Origin of the sequence: Bacillus sp. FSL L8-0199, from assembly GCF_038005705.1 — a bacterium.
GTDB lineage: Bacteria > Bacillota > Bacilli > Bacillales > Bacillaceae_G > Bacillus_A > Bacillus_A cereus.
Genome location: NZ_JBBOTS010000001.1, coordinates 4,516,675 through 4,542,270, shown reverse-complemented (window position 1 = coordinate 4,542,270; position 25,596 = coordinate 4,516,675). Strand labels below are relative to the sequence as shown.

The window sequence follows — 25,596 nt, the reverse complement described above, 5'->3', positions numbered from 1 at the left end:
GGAGATGAGATGTCCTCAATTGTAATTGCAGGATATGCACTATTTTGTATAATCGTCTTCTTCCTTGTAAATCGTCTTTTACGAAAGAAAAAAACGAAAATGGGAGAAGAACAAGTCCCAGCCGTAAGTAAAATAGAAATAAGTAAAGTTGAAACAGAAGAGAAAGAAATTGAACGAAAGCAAGAATCGGAAATTTCTAATGTAGTTGAGTTAGAAACAGGAAAGCAAGAAGAAGTAAAACAAGAAAAAGAAGTGCCGAAAAAACAAATGTCTACGCCTGTAGAGAATGTGAACGTAAAAGCAGTTGTAGCTGTATTAATTCTCGGCATGTTCGTTTCTATTTTAAACCAAACAATTATTAACGTTGCATTACCTCCGTTAATGAATGAATTTAACGTATCAACTTCAACAGCACAATGGTTAATTACAGGCTTCATGCTTGTAAATGGTATTTTAGTACCGATTAGTGCATTTTTAGTTTCACGATTTACGTATCGTAAATTATTCGTAGCAGCAATGTTATTCTTTACGGTAGGATCTATCATTTGTGCTACTTCAGGAAACTTTACAATGATGATGACAGGTCGCGTAATTCAAGCAGTTGGTGCGGGTATTTTAATGCCGGTTGGTATGAATATCTTCATGACGTTATTCCCGCCTCATAAACGCGGAGCGGCGATGGGATTACTAGGTGTAGCGATGATTTTAGCACCAGCTATCGGACCGACTGTAACAGGTTGGGTGATTGAAAACTATAGCTGGAACTTAATGTTCTATGCGATGTTTATTATCGGTTTAATTATTACGTTCCTATCTTTAAAATTCTTTACACTAGCTCAGCCAGTGTCTAAAACGAAATTAGATATATTCGGTGTGGTTAGTTCAAGTATTGGACTAGGAAGCTTATTGTACGGATTTAGTGAAGCTGGAAATAATAGTTGGACTAGTGCAGAAGTTGTTATTTCACTTATCATTGGTGTAATTGGTTTAGCGTTATTTATTTGGAGAGAGCTAACAACGGACAATAAAATGCTTGATTTACAAGTATTTAAATATCCAGTATTTACTTTCACTTTAGTAATTAACGCAATCGTTACGATGGCATTATTCGGAGGTATGTTATTGCTTCCAGTATATCTGCAAAACATTCGTGGCTTTACGCCAATTGAATCTGGTTTACTACTTCTTCCAGGATCATTAATTATGGGGATCATGGGACCAGTAGCGGGTAAATTATTCGATAAATATGGCATTCGTCCATTAGCGATAATTGGATTGGCAATTACGACGTATGCGACATATGAATTTACAAAATTATCGATGGATACACCGTATAGCGTTATTATGACGGATTATATTATACGTTCAATTGGTATGTCATTCATTATGATGCCAATTATGACGGCTGGTATGAACGCGCTGCCGATGAAATTAATTTCTCACGGTACAGCAACGCAAAATACGTCAAGACAAGTAGCGGGTTCAATCGGAACAGCGATTTTAATTACACTTATGACGCAACAAACGACTGCTCACGTAGCAGATTACGGCAACATGTTAACAACATCAAACCCAATTTTAGTTGATAAAATACACGGCATGGGGCAAAGTTTAGCGGCCTTAGCTGGATCAGCTCAAGCAGGAGACGCGATGAGTACACAACTATTATATGGACAAATTTCAAAGCTATCTGCAATTAACGGTATTAACGATGCCTTCTTAATCGCAACGATACTAGCAGGTATCGCTTGGGTGTTATCGTTCTTCTTACCATCAGGCAATAAACCAAATAGAAAAGCAGGGAATTAAATTCCCTGCTTTTTTGTGTTCTTTATGCAGTTAAATATAAAAGCTGGTAACCAGCTACGGAGCACAGCCCTGTTATAAACAAAATTGTTCCCATAGCACGAATACTTGATATTTGTCTGCCGCTTATAATAGCTAATAGTCCAGCTAAAGAGAAGAGACCCCAATATAAAGTTCCTGAAATTGGAATCATCCCCTCTAAGTCTATTCCATAACCTATACAAATGATAGGAACAACGATAAGAGATATGCTAATTAAACCAGCTATAATAGTAAATGATTTACGACATTTCATACCAGCAATAATTAAAAAAATGCCGACGATGAATTCGCATAACATTAAAGTAAAAGCTAAAATCATCCAAATTAATATTCCGAACATTTCTGTATTACCTCCGATTTGTGGGTTTCGAAAAAAGTTATATATAGAATCAAACACCTACAGACATGAGTACCCAGAAGATAACCCCTAATATTCCAATGGTAAAAATAATGAATCCCATATTACGTATACTTTTAATTTTTGCTTGGAATCCACTTATCCCTGCTAATAATCCAGTTAAAGAAAATAGGGTCCAGTAAAGAGCAGTTGGAATGGGGAAGATTGTATCCATATTAATTCCTATACTTAAAAAAACAAAAGGTAGTGTGACAAAGGATAGGCTAAGTAGCCCCATTAAACCAACGAGTAATTTCCGATATTTAATTCCTGTTACTATTAAAAAAATACCACCAGCAATCCCGCATAGTAAGAGAAGTGGCGTGAAAAGCATCCAAATAACACTGAACATATGTAAACTCCTTTATATGAATTAAGTTATATTTTACTACATGAAGTTTATTTTGGATATTATTAATAAATATGTATAAATTGATAGAGATGAGAAGTGATCATACGAATTAATAAAAGAGGTATCGTGAGGATACCTCTTTCTAATTCAAGAATGCCAACAAATTATTCATAATATGAAATAACATAGCTGGAATAATGGATTTTGTTTTTTTACATAAAATAGCCATTAATAATCCCATGAAGAAAGTAATGACCATTACGCCAAGTGAGTATGTATGAGCGATACCGAAGAAGAAGCTTGTTATAATCGCTGCAATCCAAAATGGAAAGCGTTCTGAGAAAAAGCGAAGTATAAAGCCACGGAAAATAAGCTCTTCAAAAATTGGTGTGAGTATTGCAAAGCCGAGAAGTAATAATATTTGATACTGCTTAAAGACATCTAAGTTTAGTGCGGAAGATTGCTGCTTTGTTGCGTCTTGGAACACATAATTTAACAAGATGTAATTGAGTAAAATGTTTATAGCGAAGAAAAGAAGTAAGTATACGTATGTACGCCATTCTCTCAGTGCTTTAAAGTTAAATGATTGTAGTAGTAATTTTTTTGCGGGTTCGAATTTAAAAATGAAGAATAACAACACGGCTAGCTGTAATACAATACTTGCAGTATTTACGATAGATTCATACAGGGCAATTTGTTTTTTATCTGTAAGACCGGCTGTATAAATTGTTAAGGGCATTGCGAGGAACACAGTAATAAGTCCGGTTCCGAAAAAAGCGAATACAACGGAGCTAATAAATTGTCCCCATGACATAGAGTATTTCTGTTCATTAGAAAGTTGTGTAGCGGGTTGCATATGTAGAATCACCTCTTTATATTTGTATATTTAATTATAAGGCATTTTGTTTTCAGGCGTAATATTTAAATATTACATATAAAGGTGTATTTTCCATAAAATAATAAAAGAGGTATCACCCTGTAGTGATGCCTCTTTCTCATTGATAACTATGTTCTATCTTGTTATTCAATTTTGCTTGCTCTATTTGCAATTCACGCTCTACCAATCGATCTAATTGCTGAATTGCTTTAAGTGCTTTTTCATAAGAAATTGTTCGATAATGATGCGCTCCGCCCGGTTCTTCATCTGCTTCGTCTGCCCATTTAATAATATTTTGAAGAGATGTTCTTTCAATTTCTTGTTCCACTAAGAAAGAATCTGTATGAAGAAGAATTGCAATAGAAATTTCTTTTGCTAGTTTTGGATGTTCTCCTAATCTAATAAGTAATTTATGTGCTCTTTCAGCACCTTTAATTGCGTGTATATCATTCTTTTTATATAAGTCATAATCCCATTCACCGCCTGTGTACCACGTATGATGTCCGATATCATGAAGGAAGCCAGCTTTTGTGGCAGCATCGACTGAGGCGTGATGCTTTTTGGCTAGGTGAAACGCATGGTAAGCGACAGCGATCGCGTGGACCATTCCAGAACGGTTTACGTATTTTTGTGTAATGTGGTGTTTAAAAATTTGTTCAAGCGTAATACGATGCATAAAACATTCACTCCTTTTATCTTATGGTGTATATGAAGAAAAATCGATCGGTTTAAATGTATTTTGAACATTGTACTCCATCATAGTTCGTTAGTAAAGTAGAAATGTTTAGGAGAAGAAAAAATTTTTCTGCAAAAAAAATCACCTTAGCTTATGCAAAGGTGATTTTCAAATTGCTTATTTTTTTAATCCTTGCTCTAGTGTTTCTAACATTTCGTGCTTTTCATTTTCATCAGCGTTTTTCCAAATGACTTCAAATAAAACGCCAAGACCTGGAAGCATTTTTTCTTCACCGCTTTGAATTGCATCGACGATTGTTTCTTGTAATTGATCTTGTGAATTTCCAGATACATTCGCTAATACGGCACCGCGTAAATTAAAACTCATTGCTTTCACCTCTTCTTCAGAATTGAAACTGACGTTAGTTTTTGTTCTTTTTTATGTAAATATGTATGAAAAATAGGCTATAATGATAAGACAAGAAGAGAGGGAAATACATATTATGAAAAACATTGATTCAGTACAAAATCCGCGTGTAAAGCAGTGGAAAAAGCTGCAAACGAAAAAAGAACGCGATAAAAAAGGTTTATTTTTTGTAGAAGGATTCCACTTAGTCGAGGAAGCTTTGAAGGCAGGAATTGTAACAGAACTTATCGTTTCAGATCAGACAGACCTTCCGAAAGATTGGACAGTTAATGATGTGGAAATGTATATCGTACCTGAGGCGATTGTCAAAATACTTCGTGAAACAGAAACGACACAAGGTGTATTTGCTGTTTGTGAGAAGCATGAGAAAGAAGTAGCTCTTACTGATGGGAAATTCCTTTTATTAGATGGCCTGCAAGACCCAGGTAATTTAGGAACAATTATTCGTACAGCTGATGCAGCTGGTATTCACGCCGTTGTGCTTGGAGAAGGTTGTGTTGATGTTTACAATAGTAAAGTACTCCGCTCTACACAAGGCTCTATTTTCCACTTACCAATTGTAAAAGGGAACTTAGAAGAATGGGTAGACAAGTTAAAAGAAAACAACGTTCCTGTATATGGAACAGCTCTTGAAAATGGAGTTCCGTATGGTGAAGTAACGCCGGCTGGCAGTTTTGCATTAATTGTAGGAAATGAAGGAAATGGCGTACGCCAAGAAATTCTTGCAAAAACGGATCAAAACTTGTATATTCCGATTTACGGCGGGGCAGAATCATTAAATGTTGCGGTTGCAGCAGGGATTTTAACGTATTATTTGCAAAGCCCGGTTGCGAACAAATAAAAAACTTCTTATAATAAGTTGAAGTACATTATATTAAAAGTTAAATAACGAAAAACGTTGATAGAGAAGAGTAACTTACAAAATCGCCATATAGGGAGAGAGTGCCGTAGACTGAAAGCATTCTTATGGTAGACGGAAGTGAATTCACCTCTGGAGTTGACGCCAGGACCATGTATATGTAAAGGCGTTCCGGTCAGAATTGATCGTTATAACTAATGAGTGGGCAGACTTGTTCTGTCAATTTAGGGTGGTACCGCGAATTTACCTCGTCCCTTTTTGGGAGCGAGGTTTTTTTATTTTTAAAATTAGGAGGGTTCCAAAATGGAAGCACGTTTAAAAGAGCTAAAGCAAAAAGCGTTAGAGCTTATTGAAGAAGCGAAAGAGCTAAAGGGCTTAAACGACGTACGCGTAGCGTATTTAGGAAAAAAAGGCCCAATTACAGAAGTATTACGCGGCATGGGAAAATTGTCAGCAGAAGAGCGTCCACGTATGGGAGCATTAGTAAATGAAGTGCGTGAAGCGATTCAAACGCGTTTAGATGACAAAATTAGTAACTTAGAAAAAGCAGTAATCGAAGCGAAATTAGCTACTGAAACAATCGATGTTACACTGCCAGGTCGTCCTGTTGAAACAGGTTGTCACCATCCGTTAACAGCTGTTGTTGAGCAAATTGAAGATGTATTCATCGGTATGGGTTATGAAGTAGCTGAAGGAACAGAAGTAGAAAAAGACTACTACAACTTCGAAGCACTAAACTTACCGAAAGATCACCCAGCGCGTGATATGCAAGATACATTCTACATTACAGAAGAAACGTTACTACGTACACATACATCTTCTGTGCAAGCACGTACGATGGAAAATAATAAAGAAAAAGGCCCAATCAAAATTATTTGTCCTGGTAAAGTGTATCGCCGTGATGACGACGATGCGACGCATTCACATCAGTTCATGCAAATTGAAGGTCTTGTAATTGATAAAAACATTCGTATGAGTGACTTAAAAGGTACACTGCAAGTATTCGTGAAAAAGATGTTCGGTGAAGATCGTGAAATCCGTCTTCGTCCAAGTTTCTTCCCATTCACAGAGCCATCTGTAGAGATGGATATTTCTTGTATGATGTGTCATGGCAAAGGTTGCGGCACTTGTAAAGGAACTGGCTGGATTGAAATTCTAGGCGCAGGTATGGTTCACCCGAACGTACTTGAAATGGCTGGTTATGATTCAAAAGAATATCAAGGTTTCGCATTCGGTATGGGCGCAGAGCGTATCGCAATGTTGAAATACGGAGTAGATGACATTCGTCATTTCTATACAAATGATGTACGTTTCTTACAACAATTCAAACGAGCGTAAGGGAAGGAGAGGATAAATATGTTCGTATCATATCGTTGGTTACAAGAGTATGTAGATATTAAAGATGTAACAGCACAAGAACTAGCAGACAAAATCACGAAAAGTGGTATTGAAGTAGAAGGCGTTGAAGTATTAAATAAAGGTGTAAAAGGTGTTGTAGTTGGTCACGTATTAGAATGTGAAAAACACCCAGAAGCTGATAAATTAAGCAAATGCTTAATCGATATCGGTGAAGAAGAGCCAGTTCAAATTATTTGTGGAGCTGCTAACATTGCAAAAGGTTTAAAAGTACCAGTTGCAAAAGTTGGAGCTGTACTTCCTGGTAACTTCAAAATCAAAAAAGCAAAACTACGCGGTGAAGCTTCTCACGGTATGGTTTGTGCTCTTCAAGAGCTTGGTATTGATGGAAAGTTAGTTTCAAAAGAATACGCAGATGGTATCTTCATCTTCCCAAGTGACGCTGAAGTTGGTGCAGATGCACTTGAAATTTTAAACTTACACGATGAAGTACTTGAGCTTGGCTTAACACCAAACCGTGCAGATTGCTTAAACATGTTAGGTGTTGCTTACGAAGTAGCTGCTATTTATGGCCGCGAAGTAAAACTTCCAGCTATCGACTTACAAGAAACAGCAGAAAAAACTTCTGATTATATTTCTGTAAGCGTAGAAGCGAAAGAAGAAAACCCATTATACATTGCAAAAATGGTTAAAAACGTAAAGATTGGTCCGTCACCAATGTGGATGCAAACTCGTCTTATGGCAGCTGGCATTCGTCCAATTAGCAACGTAGTTGATATTACAAACTACATTTTAATGGAATACGGTCAACCGTTACATGCATTCGATTACGATAAATTAGGTTCAAAAGAAATCGTTGTTCGTCTTGCAAAAGAAGGCGAAAAAATTGAAACGTTAGATGATCAAGAGCGTACATTACAAAGCCACCATCTTGTAATTACAAACGGCACGAAAGCTTTAGCTGTTGCTGGTGTAATGGGCGGGGCGGATTCTGAAGTTACAAATGAGACAGTAAACGTTCTAATTGAGTCTGCATACTTTGCAGGTCAAACAGTACGTCGTACATCAAAAGACTTAGGTCTTCGTAGTGAATCAAGTGCACGTTTCGAAAAAGGAATCGATCCAACACGTACATTTGAAGCAATTCAACACGCAGCTGCTTTAATGGCGAAATATGCTGGCGGTGAAGCACTTGAAGGTGTAGTAGAAGCTGACAACTTACAAGTACAAGAGCGTACAGTATCTGTTACTGCTGAAAAAGTAAACCGTGTATTAGGTACAAATATTTCTGCGAGTGAAATGGGTACAATGTTCACAAACTTGAAATTCCCATTTACAGAAGTAGAAGGAACATTCCATGTAAATGTACCAGCACGTCGTCCTGATATTACAATTTCAGAAGACTTAGTAGAAGAAGTGGGCCGTCTATACGGTTATGACCACATTCCAGTTACATTACCTTCTGGAACGATGACTCGTGGTAAATTAACATCAGCACAAACGAAACGTCGTAAAGTACGCCGCTTCTTAGAGGGTGCTGGTTTATATGAAGCAATTACGTATTCATTAACAAGCGCTGACAAAGCGAAACAATATATGGTTGAGCCAAACGAAAAGGCGCCTGTAGGTCTTGCACTTCCAATGAGTGAAGAACGTAGCCAACTTCGTTTAAGCTTAGTACCGCAATTACTAGAAGCAGTTTCATACAATGTCGCTCGTAAAAACGACAGCGTTGCTTTATACGAAGTAGGTTCTATCTTCTTACCGACAGAAGAAGGAGAACTTCCGAAAGAAGAACAACATCTTGCAGGTGTTATGACAGGTCTTGCTCTTCACCATGCATGGCAAGGTGAGAAGAAAGTAGTAGACTTCTTCGTTGTGAAAGGTGTACTAGAAGGACTATTCGACGTGCTTGGCGTTTCAAATCAAATCACATATGCACCAGCAAAACGTGAAGGTATGCACCCAGGCCGTACAGCTGACATCGTATTAGATGGCGAAGTAATTGGTTTCATCGGTCAATTGCACCCAGAAGCAGAAAAACAATTAGATGTGAAAAATACATTCGTATTTGAATTATCTCTTGTAAAAGTATTCGGTGCAGACGCTGAGGAAACTTACTACTCAGCAATTCCACGTTTCCCATCTATGACACGTGACATGGCTGTTGTAGTAACAAAAGAAACAAAAGCTGGTGAAATGAAGCAAGTCATTGCTGAAGCTGGCGGAGAACTTCTGAAAGACGTAACACTATTCGACTTATACGAAGGTGAAAAAATGGAAGAAGGCAAGAAATCACTTGCATTCTCTATGACTTACTTCGATGCAGAACGTACATTAACAGACGAAGAAGTAACAGAAGCACATAACCGTGTATTAACAACGGTAGAAGAGAAATTCGGTGCGGAGTTACGTAAGTAATTAGAAAATTGCCGGATTCATTCCGGCAATTTTTTTATTGGATTGGTTGTCGGACGCTGTCGGTAAGTCGATATATTACAAAAATCGCTCATATATTTTCCGACACCTTGCATCTTTCTCTCGAATGTAGTACATTAATTTTAGTTTAACAAAATGAAAGACGATGATAAGGAAAAGTAGTATATACTATAATCCAAAGCGAGTCAGGGACGGTGAGAGCCTGATGAGGCGGTATATGTGAAGAACACCTTGGAGTTGCTAACCGAAATTGAATTTTGTATTCAAGAGTAGACTTAGACGGGAATCCGGCCTGTTACAAACCGGGAAGTATGTATTACATACGAGTTAAAGTTGGTCTTTATGACAAATTGGGTGGTACCGCGAAGTTTAACCTTTCGTCCCTTTATGGATGAAAGGTTTTTTTGTATTTAAATATATGAGCAAAGGAGAATTTCACTATGGAAAACACATTAGTAAAAAGTCTGTATAGAGATACAGAAAAGTATGCAGATCAAACAGTACAAGTATCAGGGTGGATTCGTAACTTACGTGATTCAAAAGCATTTGGTTTCATCGAATTAAACGACGGTAGCTTCTTTAAAAGCGTTCAAATCGTTTTCGATACAGAATTAGAGAACTTCAAAGAAATTGCAAAACTTCCACTTAGCTCTTCAGTTAAAGTAGAAGGTAAAGTAATTGCAACGCCGGGAGCGAAGCAACCATTTGAAATTAAAGCAGAAAAAATTGATATCGAGGGCTTATCAGATTCTGATTACCCACTTCAAAAGAAGCGTCATACGTTTGAATACTTACGTACAATCGCTCACTTACGTCCAAGAACAAATGCATTCTCTGCAACGTTTCGCGTACGTTCTATCGCAGCATTTGCGATTCACCAATTCTTCCAAGAGCGTGGATTCGTACATGTCCACACACCAATCATCACTGGTAGTGATACAGAAGGTGCTGGCGAAATGTTCCGCGTAACAACGCAAGATTTAAATAACCTACCAAAAGGTGAAGACGGAAAAGTTGATGAGTCAAAAGACTTCTTCGGTAAAGAAACAAACTTAACAGTAAGTGGACAGCTGAACGCTGAAGCTTATGCATTAGCATTCCGTGATGTATACACATTCGGACCTACATTTCGTGCAGAAAACTCAAACACAACTCGTCACGCTGCTGAGTTCTGGATGGTTGAGCCTGAGATTGCATTCGCTGAACTAGGTGACGTAATGAACCTTACAGAAGATATGCTGAAATATGCAATGAAATACGTATTAGAGCATGCTCCAGAAGAAATGGAATTCTTCAACAGCTTCGTTGATAAAACAGTTCTAGAGCGCATGAACAACGTAATCAACTCTGACTTCGGTCGCATCACATATACAGAAGCAATTAAAGTGCTTCAAGAATCAGGTGCTGACTTCAAATACCCAGTAGAATGGGGAATTGACTTACAAACAGAGCACGAAAGATACTTATCAGAAGAAATCTTCAAACGCCCTGTATTCGTAACTGACTATCCGAAAGACATTAAAGCATTCTACATGCGTTTAAATGAAGACGGTAAAACAGTAGCTGCTACTGACCTTCTAGTTCCTGGCATCGGCGAATTAATCGGCGGAAGCCAACGTGAAGAAAGAATGGACGTTTTAGTAGACAGAATTAAAGAATTAGGTATGAACGAAGAGGACTACTGGTGGTACTTAGAACTTAGAAAATACGGCGGTACAAAACACGCTGGATTCGGTCTAGGTTTCGAGCGCTTCCTAATGTACATCACTGGTATGGCTAACATCCGTGACGTAATTCCATTCCCAAGAACTCCAGGTTCTTCTGAATTCTAAAATATGAAAAAAAGCGAGAGGATTTCCTCTCGCTTTTTATTTTACATATTGTATAGTTTATTCCCTCGTAGCAAAAAGTAACGCGAAGGGGTGAATATAAATGAGTAAAAAAGTGAAAAAAGATCATTCAAGATCGGGCCTAGGTTCTCCAGAAGTTGAAGGACAAGGAACGACGACACATGAAACAGGTTCTCATAAAGTATCTTCATCAAATAAGAAGCAGAAACGAAGCTAACATAACAAAGGAGAGTCTTAAGGGCTCTCCTTTGTTATGTGTTACATCTTATTATCGTTAATTTCTTTTGTAATCTTATTTATGTCTTTGTCTAATCGATCTAAATAGAAAAACCACAGTAAACTTATGAACACGTAATAGATGGCCATCACGCCAAGATTATCAGATATATTTTCGAATGTGGATTTAGTAGTGAAAAAAGCTCCCCAAATGATAGAAATAGTGAGGTAAGAAAGTGGGCCTACGAGGTGTACGAAAGCATATAGTACCTTTTTAACTTTTACAGCGTTCATATGAAAAACCTCCTTTTTCTAATCATACATTCAAGTTCTTCACAGAAGTGTTGTAGTTTTGCTGGATTATGTATTAACAAGCGTGCATCGTGTTTCCCAATAAATCTTCGAATCCGAAAGTTTAATAAGAAAGATCGACCATAACGCTCTATTAAATCGTTGAACGCTGGTTGTTCACTTAGTAGCTGAATGTTTTCTCTAATTTCGAACTGTCTTTCGTGTGGATCGCCTAGTAAAATATTTAGAATCATTTGTAGAAGTAGCAATGTAGATCTCCTCCTATGTTAGAATAATCTGTATATTATAATTATAACAAAACTATAAGGACAATAGTAGGATGAAACAAAAAACAGGAGTTTGTAGGCTCCTGTTTTTGTCGATACTATTTTAATAAGCGAAGCGCCTTCTCCGTATTAGCGAAATGCAGTTTCACAAACTCGGGTAATCGTTCTTTACCAAGCTTTTGAATTAATTTAGCAGCAGCGATATCAACTTGTTTACCAGCACCTTTCGGAAGTGGCATACCAGCTTTTTTACTTAGTTCGTCAAACTGTTTTACGAATGAGTAGCGAGCTAAAATAGAAGCAGCGGCTACTGCTAAATGGACGTTTTCACCTTTCGTAGCGAAATAAACATTTTCACGCTGTACCTGTTTTTGTTTTGCTAAATATTTATAGTATGTATCAGGTTGTGTGAATTGATCGATTAAGACGCCTTCAGGTTTTGTAGGTGCCATTTTCGCTAATAAGTTTGTAATAGCTTTATTATGTAGCAAGGCTTTTAACTTACCTTGGTTGTTTCCTTTATCAAATAGCTCGTTATATTTTTCATTATGAAGGACAAGAGAGCTGTAAGGAACAACGTGTAGAAGTTGTTTCGCAATGGCAGTAATTTGATCGTCATTTAAGTTTTTAGAGTCTTTTACACCAAGTTCTTTTAGTAGTGGAATTTGCTTCGCATCCACATATACAGCAACGACTGTCATCGGTCCAAAGAAATCTCCCGTACCAACTTCATCAGACCCTACAATAGACATTGTACTGATGGAAGTAGGCGGCGCATAACGATGGGAATCGACAGATTTTTTTACAGCTGTTTTTGGCGCGTGAGAGACAGTTTGCCAACGAGAAGCTTCTGCTTCAGCGCGGCCTCCTTGGAACATTACTTTTCCAGATTTATACGCTGTAATCGTGCAAGATGGCACCTTAGCCATAAAGATACCGCCTTGCGGAATTTTCGGGGTAAGCGAATGTTTATATTGTTGTTTCATGTCTTCAATTACTGTAGAATTTGTTTGAATTACGATAGAATTTGACATAATGGTCGCCCCTTTTTTTATATTGTTATTTTTATCATATCGGATTGTTCTTTCTGTTTCCATATTATGAAGGTTCATGGTATGATAAACTTTAGGATTCTGTACGTGATTGGAGGCCGGTGAGTTGTCACAACAAAAGGGAAAGAAAAGTCGAATTAATGTAGAAATCTATGGTCAGCAATATTCAGTTGTTGGCGATGAAAGTACAAGTCATATCCGCATGGTAGCAGCGATTGTGGATGATAAAATGCGCGAACTCAATGCCAAGAATCCTTCGCTTGACACGAGTAGACTAGCGGTATTGACGGCGGTAAACGTCATACACGATTACATAAAATTAAAAGAAGAACATGAGAAATTGAAAGAAAGTATGACAAAAAAAGGAATGGAATAACATGATTGATATTATTATCATTTTACTGCTTGTTATGGGATTTTTCCTCGGCTTACGCAGAGGGTTTATTCTGCAACTTGTGAAGTTAACAAGCTTTATTATCGCATACCTTGTTGCATACTGGTACTGTAAAGATTTAGCGCCAGCACTTGCGAAATTTATTCCGTATCCATTTGATAAAAACGTATCTGTTCCAGAATGGATTGATGCAAATAATATTGAGACAGTATTTTATCAAGCGCTTGCGTTTATCATATTGTTTATTATTACAAAAATAGCACTTTCATTACTTGGTAATTTGTTAAATATGTTTGCAGAAATACCGGTTTTAAAGCAAGTAAATGCGTTTGCGGGGGCAATCCTCGGATTTTTAGAAGTATATATTGTTTTGTTTGTCTTAATTATCATTGGAAACATTCTTCCGATTGAACAAGTACAAACACCATTACAAAAATCATCAATTAGCAAAATAATTGTAGACGATACACCGATTCTATCTGAAAAGGTGAAGGAACTATGGCAGACAGGTAGCAGAGTATAACTTCTCTTTTTTCGGAAAGAGAAGTTTTTTTCTATGAAAGAAAGGCGGGGTAATGATGAAAGTAAATAAAAAACAAGTTATCAAATTATTAGAGACAATCGGGCTTTTTATGGAACTAAAGGGTGCGAATCCATTTAAAATATCTGCATTTCGTAAAGCGGCAGCAGCATTAGAAAGTGACGATCGTAGTCTTTCTGAGATTGAAGACTTCACAAAGATTCCGGGCATCGGAAAAGGAACAGCAGCCGTTATTCAAGAATATATAGAATCGGGAACATCTGAAGTATTACAAGAACTTGAAAAAGAAGTACCGAGTAGCTTATTGCCGTTATTAAAACTACCAGGTCTTGGTGGTAAAAAGGTGGCTAAGTTATATAAAGAGCTAGGCGTTATTGATATGGAGACGTTAAAAGCTGCTTGTGAGGAAAATAAAGTACAAGCTTTAGCTGGTTTCGGTAAGAAGACAGAAGAGAAAATATTAGAAGCAATCGATCAAGTAGGCTCTCGTCCAGAGCGTTTACCAATTGCGATGGTATTGCCTATTGCCGGGGAAATAGAGGAGAAATTGTCGAATATTGCTGAAGTAATTCGTTTCTCTCGCGCTGGTAGTTTGCGCCGTGTTCGTGAAACAGTGAAAGATTTAGATTTTATCATTGCAACGACAGAACCAGCAGCGGTACGTGAGCATTTACTACAATTCGATAATATGATTGAGGTAATCGCAAGTGGGGATACGAAAGTTTCTGTTCGTCTTCAATATGAATATGATATTTCAATCGATTTCCGCTTAGTAAAACCAGAAGAGTTTATTACAACACTTCACCATTTCACAGGATCAAAAGACCATAACGTGAAAATGCGTCAAATCGCAAAAGATAAAGGCGAGAAAATTAGTGAGTACGGTGTAGAGAACTTAGAAACAGGTGAAGTGAAAACATTTGAGACTGAAGAAGACTTCTTTGCTCATTTCGGTCTACCATTTATTCCGCCAGAAGTGCGTGAAGATGGAAAAGAAATTGAATTAATTAAAGAGTATCCGAACTTAATTCAGTTTTCCGATATACAAGGTGATTTACATATGCATACAACTTGGAGTGACGGTGCTTTTTCTATTGAAGAAATGGTACAAGCGTGCCGTGCTCGTGGATATAAGTTTATGGCGATTACTGATCACTCGCAATACTTAAAAGTAGCGAATGGTTTAACGAAAGAGCGTCTTCGTGAGCAAGCGAAAGAAATTGAACGTATGAATGAAAAGTATCCAGACATTACAATTTTACGCGGAATTGAAATGGACATTTTACCAGATGCCTCGCTTGATTTTGATGATGAAGTATTAGAAGAATTAGACTATGTCATTGGAGCGATTCACTCTAGCTTCTCACAAGACCGTGAAACGATCATGAAGCGTCTGCGTACTGCACTTGAGAATAAACATGTCACAATGATTGCTCATCCGACAGGACGTCTTCTCGGGCGCCGTGAGGGTTATGATGTAGATACAGATTTATTAATTGAACTCGCAAAAGAGACAAATACAGTTTTAGAATTAAATGCGAATCCGAACCGTCTAGATTTAAGCGCAAAATTATTAAAACAAGCACAAGATGCTGGTGTAAAAGTAGCGATTAATACAGATGCTCATACACTTGAAATGTTAGAAGATATGGAAACAGGTGTAGCAGCAGCACGTAAAGGTTGGATTCAAAAAGATAACGTGATTAACACATGGGATATTGAACGTTTATTAGACTATATTAAACGTAATAAGTAACACAAGGGGGACCTGCAACATGTTAGAAAGAACGTTGCGTGTATTAGAATACAATAAAGTAAAAGAACAATTACTTGAACATACAGCCTCTTCACTTGGCCGTGACAAAGTGAAGCATTTAGTGCCGAGCACTGATTTTGAAGAAATTGTAGAAATGCAAGATACAACGGATGAAGCAGCGAAAGTTATTCGTTTAAAAGGGAGTGCACCATTAGGTGGTATTACGGATATTCGCTCAAATGTGAAGCGTGCAAAAATTGGGAGTATGTTAAGTCCAAATGAATTACTTGATATTGCGAATACGATGTATGGTAGTCGTAATATGAAACGTTTCATTGAAGATATGGCTGATAACGGTGTCGAGCTTCCGATTTTAGAAACTCACGTCGCTCAAATTGTATCTTTATATGATTTAGAAAAGAAAATTACAAATTGTATCGGTGACGGCGGTGAAGTAGTGGATAGCGCAAGTGATAAACTGCGTGGGATTCGTACTCAAATTCGTACTGCGGAAAGCCGTATTCGTGAAAAGTTAGAAAATATGACGCGCTCTTCAAACGCGCAAAAGATGCTGTCTGACTCGATTGTAACGATTCGTAACGAACGTTACGTAATCCCAGTAAAACAAGAATACCGCGGCGTATATGGTGGTATTGTTCACGATCAATCAGCTTCTGGACAAACGTTATTTATTGAACCGCAAGTCATTGTAGAATTAAATAACGCACTGCAAGAAGCTCGTGTGAAAGAGAAACAAGAAGTCGAACGCATCTTATTGATGCTAACAGAAGAAGTGGCAGTAGAAGCTGATATCGTTTTATCAAACGTAGAAGTAGTTGCGAATCTTGATTTCATTTTTGCGAAAGCTTTTTATGCGAAGCGAATTAAAGCAACGAAACCAATCGTAAATAACGAGCGTTATATGGATTTAAGACAAGCTCGCCATCCGCTAATCGATCCAGAAATTATTGTGCCAAATAACATTATGTTAGGTAAAGATTTCACGACAATTGTTATTACAGGACCGAATACAGGTGGTAAAACAGTTACGCTGAAAACAGTTGGTATTTGTGTTTTAATGGCGCAATCTGGTCTTCACATTCCAGTAATGGATGAGTCAGAGATTTGTGTGTTTAAAAATATATTTGCTGATATCGGTGATGAGCAATCGATTGAACAAAGTTTAAGTACGTTCTCCTCACATATGGTGAACATCGTTGATATTTTAGAAAAAGCTGATTTTGAAAGCTTAGTTTTATTCGATGAATTAGGTGCTGGAACAGACCCACAAGAAGGTGCTGCACTAGCAATTTCGATTTTAGATGAAGTATGTAATCGCGGTGCTCGCGTTGTTGCAACGACGCATTATCCAGAATTAAAAGCATACGGATATAACCGTGAGCAAGTTATTAATGCGAGTGTTGAGTTTGATGTAAATACATTAAGTCCAACTTATAAATTATTAATCGGTGTACCAGGCCGTAGTAATGCCTTTGAAATTTCGAAACGTCTTGGATTATCTGATCGCGTTATTGACCAAGCACGCAACCACATTAGTACAGATACGAATAAAATTGAAAATATGATTGCGAAGTTAGAAGAAAGCCAGAAGAACGCAGAGCGTGACTGGAACGAAGCAGAAGCACTTCGCAAACAATCTGAAAAACTTCATCGTGAATTACAACGTCAAATCATTGAATTTAACGAAGATCGCGATGAACGATTATTAAAAGCGCAAAAAGAAGGGGAAGAAAAAGTCGAAGCCGCAAAGAAAGAAGCAGAAGGCATTATTCAAGAACTTCGTCAATTGCGTAAAGCACAGCTTGCAAACGTGAAAGATCACGAGTTAATTGAAGCGAAGAGCCGTCTAGAAGGCGCAGCACCAGAGCTTGTTAAGAAACAAAAAGTAAACGTGAAAAACACTGCGCCGAAGCAACAGTTACGTGCAGGTGATGAAGTAAAAGTATTAACGTTCGGTCAAAAAGGTCAATTACTTGAAAAAGTAAGCGATACTGAGTGGAGCGTACAAATCGGTATTCTGAAGATGAAAGTAAAAGAATCTAACATGGAATACATTAACACACCGAAGCAAATAGAGAAAAAAGCAGTTGCAACGGTAAAAGGTAGAGACTATCACGTTTCATTAGAACTTGACCTTCGTGGTGAACGATTTGAAAATGCAATGGCGCGCGTTGAGAAATACTTAGACGATGCCCAGCTTGCAAGCTATCCTCGCGTATCAATTATTCACGGTAAGGGGACAGGAGCACTTCGCCAAGGTGTACAAGATTATTTGAAGAAGCATCGTGGTGTAAAAACCTTCCGTTACGGTGACATGGGCGAGGGAGGCCTAGGCGTAACAGTTGTCGAATTAAAATAGAAAACAACGAAACAAAGGGGAAACCATTATATGTTTATGGACAAACTTGCAAAAGTATTGTTAGCTTGTTGCGGAATATTTTTGGTGATTGGGGTTATTTATTTAGTTGTTTTTGCGAAGTGAAAAAGCGTCAATCGTGGCAGAATGATATTGCCATAGATTGACGCTTTTAATATATGTGAAAAGGAATAGAACATGAAAATCAACCAATACATAAGCGAAGCAAAATCATGCTCCAGACGTGAAACAGATCGCCTCATTAAAGCTGGACGCGTGGCTATTAATGGTGAAATATGTACGCACGGTGCACTTGTGAGCGATGGTGATGTTGTAACGATTGATGGGCAAGTTATTGTAAAAGAAGAGAAAGAAAAGGTGTACATAGCCTTTCATAAACCAGTCGGAATTACTTGTACAGCAGCTGATCATATTGAAGATAATATTATTGATTATATCAATTATCCAGAGCGAATCTTTCCAGTTGGACGATTAGATAAAGCATCGGAAGGACTTATCTTATTAACGAATGACGGCGGCATTGCGAATCGAATTTTACATGGTGATCATGAGCACGAGAAGGAATATGTTGTCACAGTCGATAAACCTTTTACGGACTGGTTTATTGATGAGATGTCCAGCGGTGTAAAGATTAAAGATGGAATGACGAAGCCGTGCAAAGTGACAAGAGTCGATCAATCAACATTTCGTATTGTTTTAACGCAAGGAATGAACAGGCAAATTCGTAGAATGAGTCGAGCTTTCGGGTTTACTGTAATAAAGCTAAAGCGAGTACGCATTATGAATATAGAGCTAAATGAGCTTGAAGTTGGAAAGTGGCGGAGCGTTACGGCTGAAGAGTTAGAAATTTTAATAGGGCAGTTATAGGGAGGGAAAATTTTCTCCCTATATTTTTTTTGTCAGAAAAAATAAAACTATTGATTTTTTAAAAAATAGCCCATATAATAAAAAGCAACAAGTTTCGACAAGATATTTTATAAAAGTAATGATGAGGACATGAGTTGTATTTTACGATTCTCAGAGAGGGAAGCCTTAGGCTGTGAGCTTCCTAATACGAAAAGACAAGCTTACCACCTCTAAACTTCAAGAGTGAACTGCATACATGATGCATTGTAATTCTTGGCGGATAAAACCGTTATCAATTTACACGAGCTATAAAATGAGCGTATTTCGTTATAAATTCATTTTATTAGAATAAGGGTGGAACCACGATTTCAACACTCGTCCCTTTGTTAGGGACGGGTGTTTTTTGCGTTCTTTTACGGGGAAGTATGCTTGAAAGAGGATATGTAACGGATTTCAATTCAGAATATTTTGTTAATTTATCATTTTAGGAGGTTAGTAGAAATGAAATCATCTTTAAAGTTTTCAGAGATGTTTGCAATAAGTTTAATGTTATTTGCACTGTTTTTTGGTGCAGGTAATATGATTTTTCCACCAGCGTTAGGGCAAGGTGCTGGAACGGACGTATGGATCGCGCTGTTTGGTTTTATCGTAACAGGCGTTGGACTACCTTTATTAGGAGTAATTGTTATAGCTTTAAAGGGAGATATTAATGAGCTAGCAGGACGTGTACATCCTATATTCGCACTTGTTTTTATCACTGCAATTTATTTATGTTTAGGCGTATTCGTAAGTGTGCCGCGTACAGGAACAGTAGCTTATGAGATGAGTGTTGCACCGTTTTTACCAAGTGAGATAGCTGGTCAGTCATATCCACTTGTTATCTTTACACTTATTTTCTTTGCAGTCACTTTCTATTTAGCTTTAAATCCTTCGAAATTAGTGGGTCGTATTGGTAAGGTGCTAACTCCAATATTATTAGCTGTTATTGCAATTATCGTAGGTAAAGCACTTATTACACCAATTGGAGAATTTGGTGCACCGACAGAAGCGTATAGTGCTCCTCTCTTCAAAGGATTTATTGATGGATATTTAACTTTAGATGGACTTGCAGCACTGGTATTCGGAAATGTTGTAATTCATGCGTTAAAAGAAAAAGGCATTACAAATAAAAACAGTATTGCAAAAGTAACAATCTTTGCAGGATTTATTGCAGCGCTTGGTCTACTACTTGTGTATTTAGCACTTGCTTATCTTGGAGCTTCTAGTGTGTCACTTGGAATGGGTGCAAACGGAGGAATTATTTTAACAAATGTCGTGAATCATTTATTTGGTAGCTACGGAACTTTATTATTAGGGATCGCAATTACAGCAGCATGTTTGACAACTTCTGTAGGTATTGTTGCAGCTTGTGGTGATTACTTCTCTTCCTTATTACCAAAGCTTTCTTATCAAAAAGTCGTTTTCATTTTCTGTGTATTAGCATTTATGGTAGCAAACCTTGGGTTAACTCAGTTAAATGCATTAGCATTACCAATCTTAATCGCAATTTATCCAATTGGAATCGTACTTATCGTATTATCACTTGTTGAAAACTACGTTCGTCTTCCATTAGCGATGTATGTGGGCGGGATTGTAGGAGCATTTGCAATAAGTTTCTTTGATGGATTACACAATGCAAACCTTCAAATTGCAGCGCTAGCACCTATTTTAGATAAGATTCCATTATATAGTGTAGGAATTGGTTGGTTAGTTCCAGGGATAATCGGTATAGGATTTGGTTATATAGTTTCTAAGTTTCAAAAGCAGGAAATTGCTGTAGAGAAATAGAGAAAAGAGACTTTCTATAACAGAAAGTCTCTTTTTTTGTAAAAAAAGCAGCATATAGAGAAATTCAGATATTAAAAATTTTATACGTAATATAGTTGACAAAAAATTTATGAGTAGGCTAAGATTGACTTAGTTGTGGAAATATTGGAAGGGAAGTGAGGGAAAAGGGGTTTCTATAACTATAGTGTTGTTATGGGAAGAGGTGAAAGAAGAGGAGAAGAGATAGTTTATTTTTTTTGATTTGCATTGAGAATGATAATCAATAAATACGTTTTATCATTTTTTCTCAGTTTCTATGCCTTCGTATAAGGAATAGGGTGAGATATTATTTTTAACATTAAATGAGAATGATAATCAATAATACTTATGTTACATAAAAGAATGCTAATTAAATAATAGGTAGAAGAGATTATTTTTTTTCTTATAAATTGAGAATAATTATCATTTTCAAGAAGTGAAATAAAAGATAACCAAGGAGGAAACAAGAAAAATGAAAAAGGTTTCTGTATTACCCGCTTTTATTATAACGTTCGTATGTATGCTAGCTTTTCTTGTAATGCCATACGGGAATGCTTTAGCAAAACTAGCTGATGGTACTTACGATATTAATTACGTAATTCAAAAAGCGGAAAATGATTCAGCTTCAATGGCAAATGACTATTTTGAAAAGCCGGCAAAATTAATAGTGAAAAACGGTGAGATGAGAGTACAAGTTCCGATGAATCATAGTGCTTGGATTACAGAATTTAAAGCACCAGAGAATGGGAATTTTGTTGATGCGAAAGTTGTTAGTAAAGATGAATCGGCAGATAAAAGAACAGTAGAGTTTAAAGTAGATGATTTATCCAAACCGGCAGCTGTAAAAATTCATGTTGTTGTACCAAATGCAAACTATGACCACCACTACACAATTCGTTTTGCATTTGATGCAAATGTAAAAGCTGTAGGTGGCGATAACGGCGTAGCTGCTACAAAAAAAAATAATGATCAAGCGAAAACAGATACACAAGTAAAAGAAGAGAAAACAAAAGTAGAGAGTAAGGAAACAGCTAAAGAAGTGAACAAAGAAACAAAAAATGAAAATGGAAAAGCTGAAAAAACAGATAACCCAAAAACAGGCGATGAAGCACGTATTGGATTGTTTGCAGCGTTAATTCTTATTTCAGGTGCTTTCTTAATTCGTAAAGTGAAGTTGAGTAAATAAATCTTTTGAAGGGTGATGAATATATGTTTAAACAATTTAAAATGATTATTGCCGTATTTGCTGTTTTATTTACGTTTATCGCAACACTAGGTTTACAAGATGCAAAGGCTGCTACAAAACTAGCTGATGGAAAATATAATATTGCTTTTACTGTATGGAAAGGCGATAAAGATGAATCGTCTAGAATGAATAGTTATTTTGAAAGCCCAGCAACATTAACAGTTAAAAATGGAAAACAATACGTTTCATTTAAAGTGAAAGATAGTGCTTCTATTAAAAGTTTCCAAGTAGAAAAAGATGGTCAATTTGTAGAAACAACCGTGTTAAGTGAAAACAAAAAAGATAATACTAGAGTAGTAGAATTTGAAGTTGCTGACTTGTCAAAAAAACTAAATGGAAAGGTGAAAATTAATATTCCAATTATTAATTATAATGCTTCGTATGATATTCGCTTTGTATTTGATGGGAGCAGTATTAAATAATTTTCAAAAGGGAGAGTCGTTCCATTGAACAGGTATACAAAAATTATTGTTGCTATGTTTTTAATGATATTTACATTCGTATCAACATTACAACCACTTGCAGTTCAAGCAGCTACCAAGTTGGCTGACGGTGAATATTCAATTGGGTTCAAAGTTTTAAAAGATACATCAGATGAAGAATCGATGATGAATCAATATTCAGTAAGCCCAGGGACTTTAAAAGTGAAGGATGGGAAAAAGAAAGTATCCTTTACATTAACGAATAGTTCATGGATTACGAAGTTTGAAACAGAAAAAGCAGGTAAGCTAGTTGCGACAAATATAATTAGTGAAGATAAAGAAAAAGATACAAGAGTAGTAGAATTTGATGTAGAAGATGTAGAGAAGGTATTAAATGCAAAAGTAAAAGTAGATATTGATTTTTTAAATTATCATCATGAGTACGACGTTCGTATTGCATTTGATCAAAATAGTATTACACCAATTCATGTGGAACAACCAAATGAAAAAGAGGACCCAGCTAATAAGCCAGATCCAAATGAAAAACCGGATCCAAGTCAGAAGCCCGACCAAAAGCCTGACCCAGATCAACAACCAAATTCTAACACAATTAAAGATGGTGCGTACAGCATTCCATTTAAAGTGTTAAAAGATCAAACAGATGAAGAATCTAAGATGAATACTTACATGGTAAATCCAGGAGTATTAAAAGTAGAAAACGGTAAGAAAAAAGCAATTGTAACATTAAAAAGTAGCTCATTAATTAAAAATTTTCAAACGGAAAAAGATGGCACATTTGTTGATGCAAAAGTAGTAAGTGAGGATACGGAAAAAGATACAAGAGTAGTAGAGTTTGAAGTAAACGATTTATCTAAAAAACTAAATACAAAAGTATTTATCGAAATGGCATCAAGAAATTATAAGCAAACGCATGATGTACAACTTTTATTTGAACAAGATAAACTTGAACAAATTAAAAATGAAGAGAAACAACCAGAAGTAGAAAAACCAGATGAAAATAAAAAATCAGATGAAAATAAAAAACCAGATGCTGAAACAATTAAAGATGGTGAATACAGCATCAATTTCAAAGCATTAAAAGATCAAACAGACGAAATTTCAATGATGAACACATATACAAAAAGTCCAGGTGTGCTAAAAGTAAAAGATGGTAAGAAGTATGTATCATTTACGTTAACGAACAGTTCTTGGATTACAAAATTTGAATTTGAGAAAAATGGTTCGTTTGTTGATGCACATGTAATAAGTGAAGATAAAAAAGCTGATACACGCGTAGTGGAAGTAGAAGTACCAGATTTATCAAAAAAGTTAAATGCAAAAGTAAAAGTAGATATCGATTCAATGAATTATCACCATTTTTACGATATTCAATTTGCATTTGATAAAGGTAGCATTAAGCCGTTAGATAGCCAAGGCGGAAACAACAACCAAGGCGGAAACGACAACCAAGGCGGAAACAACAACCAAGGCGGAAACGACAACCAAGGCGGAAACGACAACCAAGGCGGAAACGACAACCAAGGCGGAAACGACAACCAAGGCGGAAACGACAACCAAGGTGGAAACAACAACCAAGATGAAAATAATAAACCGAGAGTAATAGTTGATTCGAAAAATTTAGTAGATGGCCAATATGATATTACATTTAAAGTATTAAAAGATAAAACAGATGAGATTTCAAAGATGCATGACTATGTTGTAAATCCAGCGAAATTAATCGTAAAAGATGGTAAAAAATATATTGAGATGACGCTGAAAAATAGTGCGTGGATTACGAAATTCCAAGCGGAAAACAATGAACTATTCGCTGATGCGAAAGTAGTAAGCGAAGATAAAAATGCAAATACGCGAGTAGTACAGTTTGAAGTAGAAGATCTATTTAAAAAATTAAACGCAAAAGTAAAGGTAGACATCGATGAGATGAACTACCATCATTTCTACGATGTACAAATTCAATTTGATACAAATAATATCGGCGCGTTAGGAACTCTTAAAGAGGAACTGAAAAATGAACCGAAAAATCCAGTGACTACACCGAAAGTAGATAATGTAAAAACAGTAGGTACTCCTGATTTTAATCGAAATGCAGATGGTCACAAGAAAAAAGAAGATACAAAAAATGATTCGAAAAAAGAGAAAAACTCAAAAACTGCAGATACAGCACAACTTGGTTTATACATGGTGTTACTGCTAGGTTCACTTGCTTTACTAGTTCGTAAATATAGAGCAGGTAGATTGTAATTTTTGGAGTCTTGATGCATGTTCGCATGCATCAAGACTTGTTTCATATTGTATGGAAAGGAGTGGTGATTGAGAGTGAAGAAAATTGCAAGTGTACTAATGGCTATCATTTTGTTAATGAGTATAGCCGGGTGCTCATCACCAAAAAAAGAATCAGCAAAGCAGGTAAAGAGTGAAAGTAAAGAGCGCGTCGTTGCAACAACAGTGGCTGTTACTGAAATTATGGATGCGTTAGAAGTAGATTTAGTCGGCGTTCCAACAAGTTCTAAAACTTTACCGAAGCGATATAAAGGTTTACCTGAAGTTGGGAATCCAATGAGTCCAGATATGGAAAAGGTAAAGTCATTAAAGCCTTCAGAAGTGTTATCTGTGACAACACTTGAATATGAATTAAAGCCAGTTTTTGATGGTGTGGGTATGAAAGCAAACTTTTTAGATTTAACGAGCTTGAAAAATATGCAAAGTTCTATTAGCGATTTAGGTAAGAAATATGGGCGTGAAAAACAGGCCGAAGCAGTAGTAACTAAATTAGATAAAAAGGTTGCTAGCATTCAAAAAGAAGTAAAAGGAAAGAAAGAACCGACAGTGCTTATTTTATTAGGTGTGCCGGGAAGTTATTTAGTAGCAACAGAGCATTCTTATATTGGAGATTTAGTGAAACAACTAGGTGGTAAAAATATTGTGCAAGGTGAACAAGTAGAATATTTAGCTTCTAATACAGAGTATTTAAAGAAAGCTGATCCAGATATTATTTTACGAGCAGCTCATGGTATGCCTGATGAAGTTGTAAAAATGTTTGATAAAGAATTTAAAACAAATGATATTTGGAAACACTTTGCTGCGGTTAAAAATAACCGTGTTTACGATTTAGAAGAGCGTTTATTTGGAACGACAGGCAATTTAGCAGCAATTGAAGCATTAGATGAATTGAAAAAAATGATGTATCCGTGATGCATTTTA

24 protein-coding genes and 3 other annotated features are annotated in these 25,596 nt (G+C 36.6%); of the genes, 16 read left to right on the top strand and 8 right to left on the bottom strand.

All coding sequences use genetic code 11. The annotated features are described in order from the left end of the window. The first annotated feature begins 9 nt into the window (after nucleotides 1-9). On the top strand, nucleotides 10-1,809 hold the full coding sequence (locus tag NST86_RS23400) for a DHA2 family efflux MFS transporter permease subunit (RefSeq protein WP_000095271.1): 1,800 nt from the start codon (nucleotides 10-12) through the stop codon (nucleotides 1,807-1,809). Between the two features lie 22 nt (nucleotides 1,810-1,831). Here NST86_RS23400 and NST86_RS23395 read toward each other — a convergent pair whose 3' ends face one another. From NST86_RS23395 to sspI, 5 genes are all read right to left on the bottom strand, one after another. After that, a complete protein-coding gene (locus NST86_RS23395) occupies nucleotides 1,832-2,188 on the bottom strand; it encodes a hypothetical protein (protein WP_016118703.1) in 357 nt (118 codons plus the stop codon). A 49-nt stretch (nucleotides 2,189-2,237) separates the two neighbouring features. Continuing rightward, entirely contained in the window at nucleotides 2,238-2,597 is a 360-nt protein-coding gene (locus NST86_RS23390) for a hypothetical protein (protein ID WP_016118702.1), read from the bottom strand. Between the two features lie 142 nt (nucleotides 2,598-2,739). Further along, nucleotides 2,740-3,453 (bottom strand): CPBP family intramembrane glutamic endopeptidase, encoded by a 714-nt coding sequence (locus NST86_RS23385; RefSeq protein WP_001182122.1) that lies wholly within the window; start codon nucleotides 3,451-3,453, stop codon nucleotides 2,740-2,742. Nucleotides 3,454-3,592: 139 nt separating this feature from the next. Next, nucleotides 3,593-4,150: an HD domain-containing protein gene (locus NST86_RS23380; RefSeq protein WP_016118701.1), complete on the bottom strand. Its 558-nt coding sequence runs from the start codon at nucleotides 4,148-4,150 to the stop codon at nucleotides 3,593-3,595. A 177-nt stretch (nucleotides 4,151-4,327) separates the two neighbouring features. Next, nucleotides 4,328-4,537 (bottom strand): small acid-soluble spore protein SspI, encoded by a 210-nt coding sequence (gene sspI / locus NST86_RS23375; RefSeq protein WP_000009509.1) that lies wholly within the window; start codon nucleotides 4,535-4,537, stop codon nucleotides 4,328-4,330. Nucleotides 4,538-4,619: 82 nt separating this feature from the next. On the opposite strand from sspI, the gene NST86_RS23370 reads away from it, so the two are divergent. The 5 genes from NST86_RS23370 to NST86_RS23350 all read left to right on the top strand — a co-directional run bounded on the left by NST86_RS23370 (nucleotide 4,620) and on the right by NST86_RS23350 (nucleotide 11,297). Further along, nucleotides 4,620-5,417 carry a TrmH family RNA methyltransferase gene (locus NST86_RS23370; RefSeq protein WP_001986644.1) on the top strand — a complete coding sequence of 266 codons (798 nt, stop codon included), beginning with the start codon at nucleotides 4,620-4,622 and terminating at the stop codon, nucleotides 5,415-5,417. 48 nt (nucleotides 5,418-5,465) lie between these two features. After that, nucleotides 5,466-5,694, top strand: a binding site (T-box leader). A gap of 44 nt (nucleotides 5,695-5,738) precedes the next feature. Continuing rightward, a complete protein-coding gene (gene pheS, locus NST86_RS23365; protein WP_000388219.1) occupies nucleotides 5,739-6,773 on the top strand; it encodes a phenylalanine--tRNA ligase subunit alpha in 1,035 nt (344 codons plus the stop codon). A gap of 18 nt (nucleotides 6,774-6,791) precedes the next feature. Continuing rightward, nucleotides 6,792-9,212: a phenylalanine--tRNA ligase subunit beta gene (gene pheT / locus NST86_RS23360; RefSeq protein WP_000498191.1), complete on the top strand. Its 2,421-nt coding sequence runs from the start codon at nucleotides 6,792-6,794 to the stop codon at nucleotides 9,210-9,212. A 154-nt stretch (nucleotides 9,213-9,366) separates the two neighbouring features. Continuing rightward, nucleotides 9,367-9,618: a binding site (T-box leader), on the top strand. 52 nt (nucleotides 9,619-9,670) lie between these two features. After that, nucleotides 9,671-11,062: an asparagine--tRNA ligase gene (gene asnS, locus NST86_RS23355; RefSeq protein WP_000432177.1), complete on the top strand. Its 1,392-nt coding sequence runs from the start codon at nucleotides 9,671-9,673 to the stop codon at nucleotides 11,060-11,062. A gap of 100 nt (nucleotides 11,063-11,162) precedes the next feature. Continuing rightward, complete coding sequence (locus NST86_RS23350) at nucleotides 11,163-11,297, top strand: YuzL family protein (RefSeq protein WP_000039590.1); 135 nt, start codon at nucleotides 11,163-11,165, stop codon at nucleotides 11,295-11,297. 41 nt (nucleotides 11,298-11,338) lie between these two features. Here NST86_RS23350 and NST86_RS23345 read toward each other — a convergent pair whose 3' ends face one another. From NST86_RS23345 to rnhC, 3 genes are all read right to left on the bottom strand, one after another. Beyond that, on the bottom strand, nucleotides 11,339-11,590 hold the full coding sequence (locus NST86_RS23345) for a hypothetical protein (RefSeq protein ID WP_000994758.1): 252 nt from the start codon (nucleotides 11,588-11,590) through the stop codon (nucleotides 11,339-11,341). Continuing rightward, entirely contained in the window at nucleotides 11,587-11,856 is a 270-nt protein-coding gene (locus tag NST86_RS23340) for a hypothetical protein (protein WP_000925537.1), read from the bottom strand. Before NST86_RS23340 ends, NST86_RS23345 begins: the two co-directional genes overlap by 4 nt. 116 nt (nucleotides 11,857-11,972) lie before the next feature. After that, complete coding sequence (gene rnhC / locus NST86_RS23335) at nucleotides 11,973-12,908, bottom strand: ribonuclease HIII (RefSeq protein ID WP_340934472.1); 936 nt, start codon at nucleotides 12,906-12,908, stop codon at nucleotides 11,973-11,975. A gap of 124 nt (nucleotides 12,909-13,032) precedes the next feature. On the opposite strand from rnhC, the gene zapA reads away from it, so the two are divergent. The 10 genes from zapA (at nucleotide 13,033) to isdE (ending at nucleotide 25,587) form a co-directional block, all read left to right on the top strand. Further along, entirely contained in the window at nucleotides 13,033-13,302 is a 270-nt protein-coding gene (zapA, locus tag NST86_RS23330) for a cell division protein ZapA (protein WP_000082701.1), read from the top strand. Between the two features lies 1 nt (nucleotide 13,303). Continuing rightward, nucleotides 13,304-13,843 carry a CvpA family protein gene (locus tag NST86_RS23325; protein ID WP_000565412.1) on the top strand — a complete coding sequence of 180 codons (540 nt, stop codon included), beginning with the start codon at nucleotides 13,304-13,306 and terminating at the stop codon, nucleotides 13,841-13,843. Nucleotides 13,844-13,898: 55 nt separating this feature from the next. Beyond that, complete coding sequence (polX, locus tag NST86_RS23320) at nucleotides 13,899-15,617, top strand: DNA polymerase/3'-5' exonuclease PolX (protein ID WP_000867517.1); 1,719 nt, start codon at nucleotides 13,899-13,901, stop codon at nucleotides 15,615-15,617. A gap of 19 nt (nucleotides 15,618-15,636) precedes the next feature. Beyond that, entirely contained in the window at nucleotides 15,637-17,997 is a 2,361-nt protein-coding gene (locus NST86_RS23315; RefSeq protein WP_061663240.1) for an endonuclease MutS2, read from the top strand. Nucleotides 17,998-18,192: 195 nt separating this feature from the next. Further along, nucleotides 18,193-18,882 carry a 23S rRNA pseudouridine(2604) synthase RluF gene (locus NST86_RS23310; protein WP_061663239.1) on the top strand — a complete coding sequence of 230 codons (690 nt, stop codon included), beginning with the start codon at nucleotides 18,193-18,195 and terminating at the stop codon, nucleotides 18,880-18,882. A gap of 109 nt (nucleotides 18,883-18,991) precedes the next feature. Then, nucleotides 18,992-19,247, top strand: a binding site (T-box leader). Nucleotides 19,248-19,362: 115 nt separating this feature from the next. Continuing rightward, nucleotides 19,363-20,688, top strand: a complete 1,326-nt coding sequence (brnQ6, locus tag NST86_RS23305) for a branched-chain amino acid transport system II carrier protein BrnQ6 (RefSeq protein WP_000842650.1) — start codon at nucleotides 19,363-19,365, stop codon at nucleotides 20,686-20,688. Nucleotides 20,689-21,178: 490 nt separating this feature from the next. Further along, the gene (gene isdC / locus NST86_RS23300; RefSeq protein ID WP_061663238.1) at nucleotides 21,179-21,892 is read left to right on the top strand and encodes a heme uptake protein IsdC; all 714 of its coding nucleotides are present in this window, start codon (nucleotides 21,179-21,181) and stop codon (nucleotides 21,890-21,892) included. Nucleotides 21,893-21,915: 23 nt separating this feature from the next. Beyond that, complete coding sequence (locus tag NST86_RS23295) at nucleotides 21,916-22,374, top strand: NEAT domain-containing protein (protein ID WP_000476165.1); 459 nt, start codon at nucleotides 21,916-21,918, stop codon at nucleotides 22,372-22,374. A 24-nt stretch (nucleotides 22,375-22,398) separates the two neighbouring features. Next, complete coding sequence (locus NST86_RS23290) at nucleotides 22,399-24,636, top strand: NEAT domain-containing protein (RefSeq protein WP_340934468.1); 2,238 nt, start codon at nucleotides 22,399-22,401, stop codon at nucleotides 24,634-24,636. Nucleotides 24,637-24,705: 69 nt separating this feature from the next. After that, complete coding sequence (gene isdE, locus NST86_RS23285; protein WP_002098036.1) at nucleotides 24,706-25,587, top strand: heme ABC transporter substrate-binding protein IsdE; 882 nt, start codon at nucleotides 24,706-24,708, stop codon at nucleotides 25,585-25,587. Nucleotides 25,588-25,596 lie beyond the last annotated feature (9 nt).

Bases quoted from the DNA above. Each gene is read 5' to 3' on its own strand.
- NST86_RS23325 (WP_000565412.1), top strand. From the start codon at position 13,304: ATGATTGATATTATTATCATTTTACTGCTTGTTATGGGATTTTTCCTC.
- brnQ6 (WP_000842650.1), top strand. From the start codon at position 19,363: ATGAAATCATCTTTAAAGTTTTCAGAGATGTTTGCAATAAGTTTAATG.
- NST86_RS23370 (WP_001986644.1), top strand. From the start codon at position 4,620: ATGATAAGACAAGAAGAGAGGGAAATACATATTATGAAAAACATTGAT.
- NST86_RS23395 (WP_016118703.1), bottom strand. From the start codon at position 2,188: ATGTTCGGAATATTAATTTGGATGATTTTAGCTTTTACTTTAATGTTA.
- pheS (WP_000388219.1), top strand. From the start codon at position 5,739: ATGGAAGCACGTTTAAAAGAGCTAAAGCAAAAAGCGTTAGAGCTTATT.
- asnS (WP_000432177.1), top strand. From the start codon at position 9,671: ATGGAAAACACATTAGTAAAAAGTCTGTATAGAGATACAGAAAAGTAT.
- rnhC (WP_340934472.1), bottom strand. From the start codon at position 12,908: ATGTCAAATTCTATCGTAATTCAAACAAATTCTACAGTAATTGAAGAC.
- NST86_RS23310 (WP_061663239.1), top strand. From the start codon at position 18,193: ATGAAAATCAACCAATACATAAGCGAAGCAAAATCATGCTCCAGACGT.
- NST86_RS23390 (WP_016118702.1), bottom strand. From the start codon at position 2,597: ATGTTCAGTGTTATTTGGATGCTTTTCACGCCACTTCTCTTACTATGC.
- polX (WP_000867517.1), top strand. From the start codon at position 13,899: ATGAAAGTAAATAAAAAACAAGTTATCAAATTATTAGAGACAATCGGG.
- pheT (WP_000498191.1), top strand. From the start codon at position 6,792: ATGTTCGTATCATATCGTTGGTTACAAGAGTATGTAGATATTAAAGAT.
- sspI (WP_000009509.1), bottom strand. From the start codon at position 4,537: ATGAGTTTTAATTTACGCGGTGCCGTATTAGCGAATGTATCTGGAAAT.
- NST86_RS23350 (WP_000039590.1), top strand. From the start codon at position 11,163: ATGAGTAAAAAAGTGAAAAAAGATCATTCAAGATCGGGCCTAGGTTCT.
- NST86_RS23385 (WP_001182122.1), bottom strand. From the start codon at position 3,453: ATGCAACCCGCTACACAACTTTCTAATGAACAGAAATACTCTATGTCA.
- isdC (WP_061663238.1), top strand. From the start codon at position 21,179: ATGAAAAAGGTTTCTGTATTACCCGCTTTTATTATAACGTTCGTATGT.
- NST86_RS23380 (WP_016118701.1), bottom strand. From the start codon at position 4,150: ATGCATCGTATTACGCTTGAACAAATTTTTAAACACCACATTACACAA.
- NST86_RS23345 (WP_000994758.1), bottom strand. From the start codon at position 11,590: ATGAACGCTGTAAAAGTTAAAAAGGTACTATATGCTTTCGTACACCTC.
- NST86_RS23315 (WP_061663240.1), top strand. From the start codon at position 15,637: ATGTTAGAAAGAACGTTGCGTGTATTAGAATACAATAAAGTAAAAGAA.
- NST86_RS23400 (WP_000095271.1), top strand. From the start codon at position 10: ATGTCCTCAATTGTAATTGCAGGATATGCACTATTTTGTATAATCGTC.
- NST86_RS23295 (WP_000476165.1), top strand. From the start codon at position 21,916: ATGTTTAAACAATTTAAAATGATTATTGCCGTATTTGCTGTTTTATTT.